At 64.9% G+C, this 12,076-nt stretch carries 10 protein-coding genes and 1 pseudogene; 6 read left to right on the top strand and 5 right to left on the bottom strand.

Annotated features, from left to right (window positions below; all coding sequences use genetic code 11):
• Positions 1-29: 29 nt before the first annotated feature.
• A pseudogene (locus FJ443_RS00175) lies at positions 30-633 on the top strand (nucleotidyltransferase family protein).
• 132 nt (positions 634-765) lie between these two features.
• Here the strand turns inward: FJ443_RS00175 and FJ443_RS00170 are convergent.
• The gene (locus FJ443_RS00170; RefSeq protein ID WP_140625494.1) at positions 766-1,761 is read right to left on the bottom strand and encodes an aldo/keto reductase; all 996 of its coding nucleotides are present in this window, start codon (positions 1,759-1,761) and stop codon (positions 766-768) included.
• Positions 1,762-1,857: 96 nt separating this feature from the next.
• Between FJ443_RS00170 and FJ443_RS00165 the strand changes: the two genes are divergently transcribed.
• The 5 genes from FJ443_RS00165 to FJ443_RS00145 all read left to right on the top strand — a co-directional run bounded on the left by FJ443_RS00165 (position 1,858) and on the right by FJ443_RS00145 (position 6,832).
• Positions 1,858-2,748 (top strand): LysR family transcriptional regulator, encoded by an 891-nt coding sequence (locus FJ443_RS00165; RefSeq protein ID WP_140517767.1) that lies wholly within the window; start codon positions 1,858-1,860, stop codon positions 2,746-2,748.
• 59 nt (positions 2,749-2,807) lie between these two features.
• The gene (locus tag FJ443_RS00160) at positions 2,808-3,380 is read left to right on the top strand and encodes a cytochrome b (protein WP_140625493.1); all 573 of its coding nucleotides are present in this window, start codon (positions 2,808-2,810) and stop codon (positions 3,378-3,380) included.
• A 68-nt stretch (positions 3,381-3,448) separates the two neighbouring features.
• A complete protein-coding gene (locus FJ443_RS00155; protein ID WP_140491123.1) occupies positions 3,449-4,024 on the top strand; it encodes a YceI family protein in 576 nt (191 codons plus the stop codon).
• Between the two features lie 102 nt (positions 4,025-4,126).
• Entirely contained in the window at positions 4,127-5,113 is a 987-nt protein-coding gene (locus FJ443_RS00150; RefSeq protein WP_140625492.1) for a Gfo/Idh/MocA family oxidoreductase, read from the top strand.
• Positions 5,114-5,173: 60 nt separating this feature from the next.
• Complete coding sequence (locus tag FJ443_RS00145; protein WP_140662306.1) at positions 5,174-6,832, top strand: FAD-binding dehydrogenase; 1,659 nt, start codon at positions 5,174-5,176, stop codon at positions 6,830-6,832.
• 64 nt (positions 6,833-6,896) lie between these two features.
• Here the strand turns inward: FJ443_RS00145 and FJ443_RS00140 are convergent, their stop codons facing one another.
• From FJ443_RS00140 to FJ443_RS00120, 4 genes are all read right to left on the bottom strand, one after another.
• Positions 6,897-7,835, bottom strand: coding sequence for an alpha/beta hydrolase (locus tag FJ443_RS00140; RefSeq protein ID WP_140662304.1), 939 nt, complete (start codon positions 7,833-7,835; stop codon positions 6,897-6,899).
• Positions 7,836-8,051: 216 nt separating this feature from the next.
• Complete coding sequence (locus FJ443_RS00130; protein ID WP_140517770.1) at positions 8,052-8,834, bottom strand: carnitinyl-CoA dehydratase; 783 nt, start codon at positions 8,832-8,834, stop codon at positions 8,052-8,054.
• Positions 8,827-10,905 (bottom strand): acetate--CoA ligase family protein, encoded by a 2,079-nt coding sequence (locus FJ443_RS00125; protein ID WP_140662302.1) that lies wholly within the window; start codon positions 10,903-10,905, stop codon positions 8,827-8,829. Before FJ443_RS00125 ends, FJ443_RS00130 begins: the two co-directional genes overlap by 8 nt.
• A gap of 3 nt (positions 10,906-10,908) precedes the next feature.
• Complete coding sequence (locus FJ443_RS00120) at positions 10,909-12,072, bottom strand: acyl-CoA dehydrogenase (protein WP_140662300.1); 1,164 nt, start codon at positions 12,070-12,072, stop codon at positions 10,909-10,911.
• Positions 12,073-12,076 lie beyond the last annotated feature (4 nt).

Raw genomic sequence — 12,076 nt, 5'->3', positions numbered from 1 at the left:
GAGCACGGCGAATCGCCCTCCAAAGGGCGATGGACCATTTGCACTATTCCGGGCTCCCGTTCGAAGCACAACGCGCTGCGTTTCTCGACATCCTGCTGTCGGATGCGCTCGTGCGCCAGGCGCTGGTATGTGCCCGCACGCTCGATCTTCCGGACTGGCTGGTGGTCTCCGGCGTGCTCTATAACTCGGTCTGGAACCATCTGACGGGGAAGCCGTCGGGTTATGGCATCAAGGATGTCGACCTGTTCTATTTCGACGATAGCGACCTGTCCTACGAGGCCGAGGACGCCGTCATCCGCCGGGCGGCGAAGCATTTCCAGGGGCTGCCCCTGCCGGTCGAGGTGCGCAACCAAGCGCGGGTGCATTTGTGGTACCCGCAGAAGTTCGGGCGGCCCTGTCCGCGCTACACGAGTTCGAGCGAGTCGGTCCGGTTTTTTTGCGTCGAAGACACATGCGGTCGGGGTGCGATACGACGCGGATTGTCAACTGGAACTGCTGGCGCCGTTCGGTCTCGACGACGTCTTCTCATTCCGCGTCACGCCGAACCGGGCGATGGACAATCAGCGGACGCATGAGGCGAAGGGCCAGCGGGCGCGGGATTACTGGCCGGAGATTACGGTCGTGCCATGGTAGGAAATGTCGGCAGGACAGAGGGGGGTGCCTCGCGCGGACACCCGTGATCTTCTGTATCGCGCATCGCCACCCCACCCTGTCTTCGCTTCGCTGCGACAGCGAGCCGACCTCCGCACAGGGGAGGGTGAAAGCTCACCCATTCACCAGCGCCAGCAGCTCCTCTGTGTAGCGCTTGCCCATGACCTTATCAGGCGACAGTGCATCGCCGATGGTCTGTACCTCTGCGGCACTCAGCTCGATATCAGCCGCCGCCGTGTTCTGCTCCAGATGGCGGATCTTTCGGGCGCCCGGGATGGGGACAATGAAATCGTCCTGGTGCAGTACCCAGGCGAGCGCCAGCTGTGCCGAGGTCACTCCCTTTTCGGTCGCCAGTTTTTCCAGCGTGGCCACGACTTTGGCATTGGCTTCCATGGCGTCGGCCTGGAAGCGCGGCAAGGTGCGGCGCCAGTCGTCGTCATCAAGCGTCTCGGGCTTGGCGATCGTGCCGGTCAAGAGGCCACGGCCGAGCGGGCTATAGGGAACGAAACCGATGCCGAGTTCGCGGCAGACGGCGAACACCTCGTCTTCCGGGTCACGGCTCCACAGTGAATATTCGCTCTGGACCGCCGCGATCGGATGTACGGCATGTGCCCGGCGGATGGTGGCGACACTTGCTTCCGAAAGGCCGAGCGCGCGCACTTTGCCCTCGCGCACCAGCTCGGCCATGGCGCCGACCGTGTCCTCGATCGGCACGTTCGGGTCGACGCGGTGCTGGTAATAGAGATCGATCACGTCGGTGCCCAGCCGCTTCAGTGACGCCTCTGCGACGGCCTTGACGTGTTCGGGGCGGCTGTCGACGCCCGCCATGCGGTCGGTGCCGGTGCCTTCCTCCAGGATCTTGAAGCCGAACTTGGTTGCGATCGTCACCTGATCGCGCACCGGCTTCAGCGCCTTGCCGAGCAGGATCTCGTTCTCGTAGGGCCCGTAGACCTCTGCCGTGTCGAAGAAATTGACGCCGATCTCGACGGCGCGGCGCAAGGTGGCGATCGCCTCGGCTTCCGGCTGGCCCCCATAGCCAAAGCTCATGCCCATGCAGCCGAGGCCGACCGGGAAAACTTCCAGTTCAGTACCGAGTTTGCGGGTTTTCATCACGCGTCTCCTTGTTGCGATGCCCAGGAAATAGCGCCTTGCCTTATGTTCGATAATCGGCTCATCTGTGCACGGGGCGTTCTAGAAAATAGATCAATGAACCGAGCACATCTTTCACAGCTTGCGGTGCTGGCAACTGTTGCCCAATGCGGCAGCTTTCGCGGCGCGGCCAGGGAACTGGCGATCGCGCCGTCGGCGGTCAGCCATGCCGTGTCCAGCCTTGAGGCGCGGCTTGGCGTGCGGCTGTTGGCACGCAGCACCCGCAGCGTTGCCCCGACCGAAGAGGGCGCGCGGTTGCTGGAACGATTGCGGCCGGCGCTGTCGGAGATCGACCTGGCACTGGAGACGGCGGTCGAGGCGCGCGACCGGCCGGCCGGCAATCTGCGGCTCAGCGTGCCGCGCACGGCAGCCCATCTGGTGCTGACCCCGCGGCTCGGCGCCTTTGCCGCGGCTTACCCCGATATCGTGCTGGAGATCGTCATCGAGGACCGCTTCACCGACGTCGTGGAAGGCGGTTTCGACGCCGGCGTGCGGCTTGGCGAAAGCCTGCAGCGCGACATGATCGCGCTGCGCATCGGGCCCGATATCCGCGGCGCCGTGGTCGGCTCGCCCTCCTATTTCGACACCATGCCGAGGCCTCGCCACCCGCGTGACCTGTCCGACCATCGCTGCATCCGCTTCCGCTTCTCCAGCGGCATCCTCTACCGCTGGGAATTCGCCAGGGATGGCGAGGAGATCGAGATTGCCGCGCAAGGACCATTGATTCTCGACGAAGACCATCTGATCGCCCAGGCGGCGGTCGACGGGGCCGGGCTTGCCTTCGTCTTCGAGGATTATGTCCGCGAGCCGCTCCGCGATGGCCGGCTGATCCGCGTGCTGGAGGATTGGTGTCCGTCCTTCGAGGGTTTCTTCGTCTACTATCCGAGTCGCCGCCAGATGCGGCCTGCGCTCAGGGCCTTCATCGATTTCTTCAGGGTGAGCGGATAGGCTGCCCTCTCCCTTGTGGGAGGGTGGAAGAAAGCCGACGCGACATTCGTTCACCTTCCATGCGAGCTTCGATCATAAATACCCCGACCCGCTACGGTTGGGCGGCAATCCTGCTTCATTGGCTGATCGGCCTTGCCTTCATCGGCCAGTTCGCGCTCGGTTTCGCGATGGTCCGCATCAGCAGCCAGCGCACGGCTTTCGAGCTCATCCAGCTGCACAAATCGCTGGGCTTCCTGCTGCTCGGCCTGATCATCCTGCGCATCGCCTGGCGGCTCGGCAATGCCGCGCCGGCCTTGCCATCCTCGGTCGGATCCCTGGAGCGCCGGGCGGCGCCGCTCGCTCACCTGGCGCTCTATGCCTTCCAGATCGCTTTGCCTCTGTCCGGCTGGGCGCTGGTTTCGGTCTCGACGCTGGAAATTCCAAGCATGCCGTTCAACCTGTTCGTGATGCCCAACCTGCCGCTTGCGGAATCCCATGCCGCCGAGAGTTTTTGGGCGGCAGCGCACTGGTACCTTGCCTATGCCGGCGCAGCACTTGTGGCGCTGCATGTCACGGCGGCACTGCGCCATCATTTCCGACTGAGGGACAATGTGCTTACACGCATCGTCACGCCTTCCTCAGGCGGGGAATAGAACGGGGTTCGGCCTCGTTTGTAAGCGAGGACGCGAAGAGCGTTGCCTCCGAAGAAGGAAATAATCTCATGTATGCGCGACTCCTCGGATCGGCGGCCCTTGCCGCTTGCCTTGCCGTGCCTGTCTGGGCAGCAGTTGTCCTCGATGATGCCGCCGGCAGTTACACGATCAGCCAGGCTGACTCCTCGATCCGCTTCACCATCGGCAAGGCCGGCGGCGGCGGTTTCGATGGTGCGTTTGCTCACTTCAAGGGCACGATCCGCATCGACAATGACGACGTCAGCCGCTCGAAGGTCAACCTCACCATTTTTCCCGAAAGCGTCGGCACCGGCCAGGGCCGCATCGACGCTTTCCTGCGTTCAGACGCCGTGTTCGATGCGGCCAACAGCCCCGAAATCCAGTTCCGCTCGACCAGCGTGACCCGCACCGGCGATACGACGGCGCTTGTCACCGGCCGGCTGACGGCGCGCGGCAAGACGTTTGCGGAAAAGTTCACCGCCGAGCTCGATGGCCTGAAGTCCGGCACGATCGGGTTCCACGTCACCGGCAAGGTGCTGCGGTCGCGCTACGGAATGGATGTCGGCACGCCGATCTATTCCAACGTCGTCGGTTTCGACATGAGGCTGACGGGGAAGAGGGGTTGAGCCATCGCTCCCCGCTCGTGGGGCGAGGAACTTGGCCCCCGCATTGGCTTTTGCCCCGATTTCAGGCAAACCTCCTCGCCTGTAATCGAGAGGAGAAGCCTGATGTTCCGATGGGGTGTGTTATCGACGGCCAAGATCGGTCGCGAGCAGCTTTTACCTGCGATCGTGGAGGCGGAAAATGGCGTGCTGTCCGCAATCGCCAGCCGCGATCAGTCGAAGGCCCGTGGGTTGGCCGATCGCTTCGGCGCGCCGCATGCTTTCGGTTCCTATGAGGAGTTGCTCGCCTCGAACGAGGTCGACGGCGTCTATATCCCGCTGCCGACATCGCAGCATGTCGAATGGACGGCCAAGGCCATTCAGGCGGGAAAACATGTGCTGGTCGAAAAGCCGTTGGCGCTCGACGCCAAGGACATTCCGCCGCTGATCAAGCTGCGCGATGCCAGCAAGGTGTTGGTCTGCGAAGCCTTCATGGTCGTCTACCATCCGCAATGGATCAAGGTGCGCGACCTGATCGCCAGCGGCGTCATCGGCCGGCTGCGCCATGTGCAGGGCGCGTTCTCCTATTACAATGTCGATCCCAACAACATGCGCAACCAGCTCGACCTTGGCGGCGGCGCGCTGCCCGACATCGGCGTCTACCCGACCGTGTCGACGCGCTTTTCCACCGGCAAGGAGCCGCTGCGCGTGCAGGCGACGATCGAGCGCGGCAAAAAATTCGGCACCGACATCTATTCCTCGATCCGCGCCGATTTCGGCGACTTCGAACTGTCCTTCTATCTCTCGACCCAGATGGCCGCGCGCCAGGTGATGGTGTTCCATGGCGAGAACGGGTTCATCGAGGTGTTTTCGCCGTTCAATGCCGGGCTCTACGATCACCACCGCGTCGAGTTGCACAATCAGAACCACACGGAGGCGCAGGTGTTCCGCTTTCCCGGTACGCAGCAGTACCGGCTCGAGGTCGAGACCTTCGCGCGGGCGGCCCAGGGCGGCAAGGAGCGCGTTTTTACGCTGGAGGAATCCGTGCTCAACCAGAAGGTCATCGACGCCATCTTCCGCGCCGGCGGCAAGGACGGCTGGGAGGCGGTCTGACCATCATTGATATAATTCCGGTTCGAGATTCATACGGTAGCCAGCTAACGGGAGGGGAAATTGGCTGACGACGCGGATGTCATCATCGTCGGCGCCGGCCTTGCCGGGCTGGTCGCCGCCGCCGAACTGGCCGAGGCCGGCAAGAAGATCGTCATCGTCGACCAGGAACCGGAGCAGTCGCTGGGCGGCCAGGCCTTCTGGTCGTTCGGCGGTCTGTTCCTCGTCGATTCGCCCGAGCAGCGGCGCATGCGCATCCGCGATTCGCACGAGCTGGCGCTCGAGGACTGGCTGGGCACCGCCGCTTTCGACCGGCCGGAGGATCACTGGCCGCGCAAATGGGCCGAGGCCTATGTCGGCTTCGCCGCCGGCGAGAAGCGCTCCTGGCTGCTGGAGCGCGGGATGAAATTCTTTCCCGTGGTCGGATGGGCCGAGCGCGGCGGCGGCAATGCCATTGGCCATGGCAATTCCGTGCCCCGCTTTCACATCACCTGGGGCACCGGTCCCGGCGTGCTCGAGCCCTTCGTGCTGCGCGTGCGCGAGGCCGAGAAGCGCGGATTGATCCGCTTCAAGTTCCGCCACCGCGTCAACGAATTGATCCGCACCGGCACGAGGATCGACGGGGTGCGCGGCGACATCCTGCAACCAAGCACCGTCGAGCGCGGCCACAAGAGTTCGCGTGAGATATCAGGTGATTTCGAGGTTCATGCGCAGGCCGTGATCGTCGCCTCCGGCGGCATCGGCGGCAACCACCAGCTGGTCCGGGAAAACTGGCCGAAGCGTCTGGGCGCGGCGCCGAAGTCCATGATCACCGGCGTGCCCGACCATGTCGACGGCCGCATGCTGGCGATCACGGAACAGGCCGGCGGCAGCGTCATCAATCGCGACCGCATGTGGCACTATGTCGAGGGCATCAGGAACTGGGCGCCGATCTGGACCGATCATGCCATCCGCATCCTGCCCGGTCCGTCGTCGCTGTGGCTCGACGCCAGGGGCAAGCGCCTGCCGGTGCCGCTTTACCCCGGTTTCGACACGCTCGGCACGCTCAGCCACATCATGAGCACCGGCTTCGACTATTCCTGGTTCATCCTGACCAAAAAAATCATCCAGAAGGAGTTCGCGCTCTCGGGCTCCGAGCAGAACCCGGACCTGACCGGCAAGAGCTGGCGCCAGGTGCTCGGCCGCGCCACGTCGGGCATTCCGGGCCCGGTCAAGGCGTTCATGGAGAAGGGCGAGGATTTCATCATCGAGGCCGAACTGCCCGATCTGGTGGCGCGCATGAACAAGCTGGCCGGCGGCGAACCGCTGCTCGACGTCGCCCATGTCGAGCGCGAGATCCGCGCCCGCGACCGGCAACTCGACAATCCCTTCTCCAAGGACATGCAGGTCACCGCGCTGCGCGGAGCGCGGGCCTATCTCGGCGACCGGCTGATCCGCACGGCCAGGCCGCACAAGATGCTCGATCCCGCGAACGGCCCGCTGATCGCGGTTCGCCTCAACATCCTGACCCGCAAGACGCTGGGTGGCCTGCGGACCGATCTCGAAAGCCGCGTGCTGGGGAGCAATGGCGAGCCGGTTCAGGGCCTCTATGCGGTCGGCGAAGCCGCCGGTTTCGGCGGCGGCGGCGTGCATGGCTATGCGGCGCTCGAAGGCACGTTCCTGGGCGGCTGTATCTTCTCCGGCCGCAGCGCCGGCCGGGCGGCGGCTCGTTCGGTAGGCTGAGCGCCGAACGGCTTGGCAGTCGCTGGGTTGATCATCTTCTGTCGATTGTCATGCGAGGAGGCCCTCACCAGATCCACTCGCTTTTGCCGAGCGCCGACACCGCCTCGACGATGCGGGTAAAGCTGGCGCGGGCGCGGCCGACCGTGTGCCTCGCCCTGAGATAGCCGTGCACAAGCCCTTTTTCCTCGAACCAAGTGGCTCGCCCGCCGCCCGCCACGATGCGGTCGCGATAGGCCTCGCCGTCCGACGACAGCGGATCGCACTCGGCGGTGATCAGCACGGTCGGCGGCAGGTTGGCGAAATCGGCGTCGGCCAGCGGCTGAAGCGTGATGTCGCCGGTCTGGTCCACGCCGCCGGTACGGATGTGCTTGTAGAATTCGAGGTCGCGCGTGGTCAGCATAGGCGCTTCGGCATGCTTCAGATAGGAGCCACGCGAACGGTCGCCGCCGAGCCCGGGATAGATCAGCACCTGCCCGATCGGTTTCTTCGCATGGCCGCGCGTCGCATGGCTGACTGCGGCGCAGAGATTGCCACCGGCGCTGTCGCCGCAGAGCAGGACGGGATGATCGCGGGTGGCTGCCGCCCACTCGAAGGCGTTCATCGCATCGTCAAACGCAGCCGGATGCAGATGCTCCGGCGCCAGCCGGTAGTCGACCGAGAGGACGTCATAGCCGGTGCGGCCGCAAAGCTCGGCGCAAACGTCGTCATGGCTGTCGAGCCCGCCAAGGATGAACCCGCCGCCGTGGTAATAGAGCACCGTTGCCACTGCCTGCGGGGCGCTGCGATAGATGCGGATCGGGATATTGCACGCCTGTGCGGCAATAGCGGTGGTTTCCGCTGTCACCCCCTCGGGATAGCCGGCAAAGAACTCCCGGCACATGCGGGCGTAGATCTCGCGCTGCTCGGCAATCGTGTAGTCGATCGTATCCGGCGGGTAATAGGAATTGGTCCGCTCGATGAAGGCCCGGGTCTCGGCATCAATGAGTTTGCTGTAGTCGGTCATGGCCGCGCCGACTGTGAACGGCGAGCCCAGGCACCCCCCTCTGTCCTGCCGGACATCTCCCCCGCAAGGGGGGAGATTGGCAGTTCAATCGACATCGCCCTTATTGCAGCGTTGACGATTGGCGAAAGCGGAAATGACATCCAATCTCCCCCCTTGCGGGGGAGATGGCCGGCAGGCCAGAGGGGGGTGCCTCGCGCCGTCATCTCTGGCATTGCTTTACTTCCCCTTCCACACCGGTTCCCGCTTCTCCGCAAAAGCCCGGAACCCTTCCATATTGTCCTCGGAACCGTACAGCGCATCGACCGTCGGCAACTGCCGGCGCGTCACCCTGTTCATCGCGTCCTGGAAAGTCAGCGCTTCGGCCACCCGCGCGGTTTCCTTGATCGCGGCGAAGACAAGCGGCGGGCCGCTGGCGAGCAGGCGGGCGATCTCCCAGACGCGGTCCTCCAGCTTCTCCTTCGGCAGCACCTCGTTGACCAGGCCCCAGCGATGCGCCTCGGCAACGTCCATCCAGCGGCCAGTGAGCAAAAGGTCCATGGCGACATGATAGGGAATGCGCTTCGGCAGCTTGATGGTCGCGGCGTCGGCAAGCGTGCCGGCGCGGATCTCGGGCAATGCGAAGGAGGAGTGATCGGAGGCGTAGATGAGATCGCAGGACAGCGCCAGCTCGAAGCCGCCCCCCACCGCCATACCGTTTACGCACGCGATGACAGGCTTGTTCAAGTCGCGCAGTTCCTGCAGCCCGGCAAAGCCGCCGACGCCATAGTCGCCGTCGACGGCGTCGCCGCCGGCGGCGGCCTTCAGGTCCCAGCCGGCGCAGAAGAACTTGTCGCCGGCGGTCTTGACGATGGCGACGCGCAAGCCGGGGTCGTCGCGAAACGCCTTGAAGGTCTCGCCCATCAGCCGAGAGGTCTTCAGGTCGATGGCGTTGGCCTTGGGCCGATCGAGCGTGACCTCGAGGATCGAGCCTTCACGGCGGGTCGAAACGACGTCAGGCATTCTTGTTCTCTCCCAGCACCAAAAGCGCATCGGCGATCCAGGCGCCCTTGCCCTCGCTGCAGACGATCAGCGGATTGATGTCGAGTTCCTCGATCTCGCCGGCATTCGTCTGCACGAAGGCAGCAATGCCCGCGATGGCGTCGATGGCAGCTTGGACGTCGGCCTTCGGCCGACCGCGATAGCCTTCGAGCAGCGGGAACAGTTTGAGACCGCGAAGTGCTGCCTCGATGTCGTCGCGGGTCGCCGGCAGCATCAAGGTGACGCTGTCGCGCAGCAATTCGACCAGCACGCCGCCGGTGCCCAGCGTCATGACAGCGCCGAACATCGGATCGCGGGTGAAGCCGACGATCAGCTCGGCGACGCCGTCGCGCACCATGCGCTCGACATAAAGGCCGGTGCCGAGCGGCAAAAGGTCGTGCGCGGCGGTGCTGACGGATTCGGCGTCCCTGAGGTTGAGCCTGACAGCGCCGACCTCGGATTTGTGGGTGACACCCAGGGCCTTCAGCGCCACCGGGAAGCCGAGCGCCATGGACGAGATCACCGCCTCGACGGCACTGTCGGCGCGCTCGCCCTTGGGCACCGGCAGCCCGGCCTTGATCAGCCGCGCCTTGGCTTGCGCCTCGTCAGGCGTGACATGCTCGCCGCCGGCAGCGCCGGAAGCGGAGGTGTCGACCGGCTGCGCCTGCGGCTCGCGCCAGGCCCAGCCGATGAAGGCGGCCGCCTGGGCGGCATCCATCGCTTCGGAAATGCCGAACAGCGGCACCATGCCCCGCGCCATCAGCTCGGCGGTGTATTCCTCGGGCAGGTTCTCGGGCAGCGACGAGACGATCGCGCCATGCGCCTTGTTGGTCTTGAGCGCCGATTCGAAGGCGCGCAGCGTCGCCCACCAGTCGGTCACCGAGCAGCGGTCCGGGCGCGGGAAGTCGAGTACCAGCATATTGAGGTCGAAGCCGCCCGACACCATGGCGGTGAAGGTGGCGGTCATCGCCGGCTCGTTGTTCCAGATGAAGGTGTGGTAGTCCAATGGGTTGGCGACCGCGACCAGCGGCCCGAGCGTCGACTTGACGTGGGCACGGTGTTCTTCCGTCAGCACCGGGAAGTTGACCCAGCGGCCTTCGGCGCTGTCGGCCATGACCGAAGCCTCGCCGCCCGAACAGCTCATCGACGACAGGCGGTAACCGGGCAGCGGGCCGGTGACATGCAGCAGCTTCAGCGCCTCGATGAAGGCGGGGATGGAATCGACGCGCGCGATGCCGAGCCGTTTCAGGAAGGCCCCGGACGCTGCGTCCGAGCCGGCGAGCGACGCGGTGTGCGAGACGGTCGCTTGCCTGGCCTGTTCGGAGCGGCCGACCTTCATGGCGATGATCGGCTTTTTCAATTCCCTCGCCCGTGCCGCCAGCCGCTCGAAGCCGGCTACCGAATCGAAAGCCTCGATGTGCAGGCCGAGCGAGCTGACGCGCTCGTCCTCGATCAGGCCGAGCGCCATTTCGGAGAGGCCGGTCTGCGCCTGATTGCCGGCGGTCATCAGGAAGGCGATCGGCAGGCCGCGCTTCTGCATCGTCATGTTGATGGCGATGTTGGACGACTGGGTAATAATGGCCACCCCTTTGCCGCCGTCGGCCAATCTTATGCCGCCATGCTGGTCGGGCCACAAAAGCGCGCCGTCGGCATAGTTGATCAGGCCGTAACAGTTCGGCCCGATGATCGGCATCTCGCCGGCGGCGGCGACGAGTTCGGCCTGCAGGCGCTCGCCATCCGCGTCATAGGCTTCGGTTTCGAGAAAACCAGCGGCAAAGCAGACCGCGCCGCCAGCGCCGCGTTCGGCCAGGGCCTTGATCACGTCAATGGTCAAGTGTCGGTTGACGCCGACAAAGGCGGCGTCCGGTGCGCCGGGCAGGTCGGCGACCGAACGATAGGCCTTGCGGCCGGCGACCTCGTCCTTGCTCGGGTGCACCGGCCAGATCTCGCCGGCAAAGCCCATCTTGATCGACTGCGCCACGACCGCGGCGGCCTGCGCGCCGCCGAACACGGCGATCGATTTAGGGCGCAGGAGACGTTCGAGTTTATGCATGGATCAGGCCCCGAACGGGCGCAGCAGCGCTCGCGAAATGATGTGGCGCTGGATTTCCGATGTGCCTTCCCAGATACGCTCGACGCGCGCATCGCGCCAGATGCGCTCCAGCGGCAGGTCGTCCATCAGCCCCATGCCGCCATGGATCTGGATCGCCTCATCGGCGACGAAGGCGAGCATTTCGGTGGCCTTCAGCTTGGCCATGGCCATGTCCTGGTCGGTGACGGTGCCCTGATCGTACTTCCAGCCGGCTTCGAACACCATCAGGTCGGCGGCCTTGAGCTCCGTCGCCATGTCGGCGAGCTTGAACGACACGCCTTGAAACTTGCCGATCTGCTGGCCGAACTGCTGCCGCTGCGCGGCGTACTCGACCGCGTGACCGAGCGCGCGTTCCGCGCGGCCGAGACAGGTGGCGCCGACCTGCAGGCGGGTGGCGCCGAGCCAGGAATTGGCGACGTCGAAACCCTTGTGGACTTCACCCAACACCTGGCTTGCCGGAAGGCGGCAATCGTCGAATTCGAGGATGGCGTTGGTGTAACCGCGATGCGAGACGTTGCGATAGCCCTCGCGCACCGTGAAACCCTTGGTGCCCTTGTCGACGAAGAAGGCGGTGATCTTCTTGCGTTTGCCGCGCGGCGAATCCTCTTCGCCCGAGGCCATGAAGACGATGGCAAAGTCGGCGAGGTCGGCGTGGGAGATAAAGTGCTTGGTGCCGTTCAATACCCAGTCGTCGCCGTCCTGCACGGCGGTCGCCTTCATGCCGCGCAGATCGGAGCCGGCGCCCGGCTCGGTCATCGCCAAGCAATCCCATTTCTCGCCACGGATGCACGGGAACAGATATTTTTCGCGCTGCTCCGGCGTGCCGGCCAAAAGGATGTTGGAGGGGCGCGCGACGCAGGTCCAGTGCAGCGCGTAGTTGGCGCGGCCGAGTTCCTTCTCGTAGAGCAGCCAGGTCACCGTATCGAGCCCCGCGCCGCCGACATCGGCCGGCATGTTGGCGGCATAGAGACCGGCTTCGATCGCCTTGGCCTTTAGCTCCTCGATCAGTTCGCGGCGCAGCACGCCGGTGCGCTCGACCTCGCGCTCATGGGGGTAAAGCTCATTCTCGACGAAGGCGCGCGTCGTCTCGACAATGAGCTTCTGTTCCTCTGACAGACCGAAATCCATGGTC

Origin of the sequence: Mesorhizobium sp. B2-6-1 (assembly GCF_006440475.1) — a bacterium.
Lineage (GTDB): Bacteria > Pseudomonadota > Alphaproteobacteria > Rhizobiales > Rhizobiaceae > Mesorhizobium.
Note: the sequence above shows the minus strand (reverse complement) of the source record. Positions and strands in the feature narration are given on the sequence as shown.

Excerpts from the sequence above, each read along its gene's own strand:
- FJ443_RS00170 (WP_140625494.1), bottom strand. The coding sequence starts at position 1,761 with ATGAAAACCCGCAAACTCGGTACTGAACTGGAAGTTTTCCCGGTCGGC.
- FJ443_RS00165 (WP_140517767.1), top strand. The coding sequence starts at position 1,858 with ATGAACCGAGCACATCTTTCACAGCTTGCGGTGCTGGCAACTGTTGCC.
- FJ443_RS00160 (WP_140625493.1), top strand. The coding sequence starts at position 2,808 with ATGCGAGCTTCGATCATAAATACCCCGACCCGCTACGGTTGGGCGGCA.
- FJ443_RS00155 (WP_140491123.1), top strand. The coding sequence starts at position 3,449 with ATGTATGCGCGACTCCTCGGATCGGCGGCCCTTGCCGCTTGCCTTGCC.
- FJ443_RS00150 (WP_140625492.1), top strand. The coding sequence starts at position 4,127 with ATGTTCCGATGGGGTGTGTTATCGACGGCCAAGATCGGTCGCGAGCAG.
- FJ443_RS00140 (WP_140662304.1), bottom strand. The coding sequence starts at position 7,835 with ATGACCGACTACAGCAAACTCATTGATGCCGAGACCCGGGCCTTCATC.
- FJ443_RS00130 (WP_140517770.1), bottom strand. The coding sequence starts at position 8,834 with ATGCCTGACGTCGTTTCGACCCGCCGTGAAGGCTCGATCCTCGAGGTC.
- FJ443_RS00125 (WP_140662302.1), bottom strand. The coding sequence starts at position 10,905 with ATGCATAAACTCGAACGTCTCCTGCGCCCTAAATCGATCGCCGTGTTC.
- FJ443_RS00120 (WP_140662300.1), bottom strand. The coding sequence starts at position 12,072 with ATGGATTTCGGTCTGTCAGAGGAACAGAAGCTCATTGTCGAGACGACG.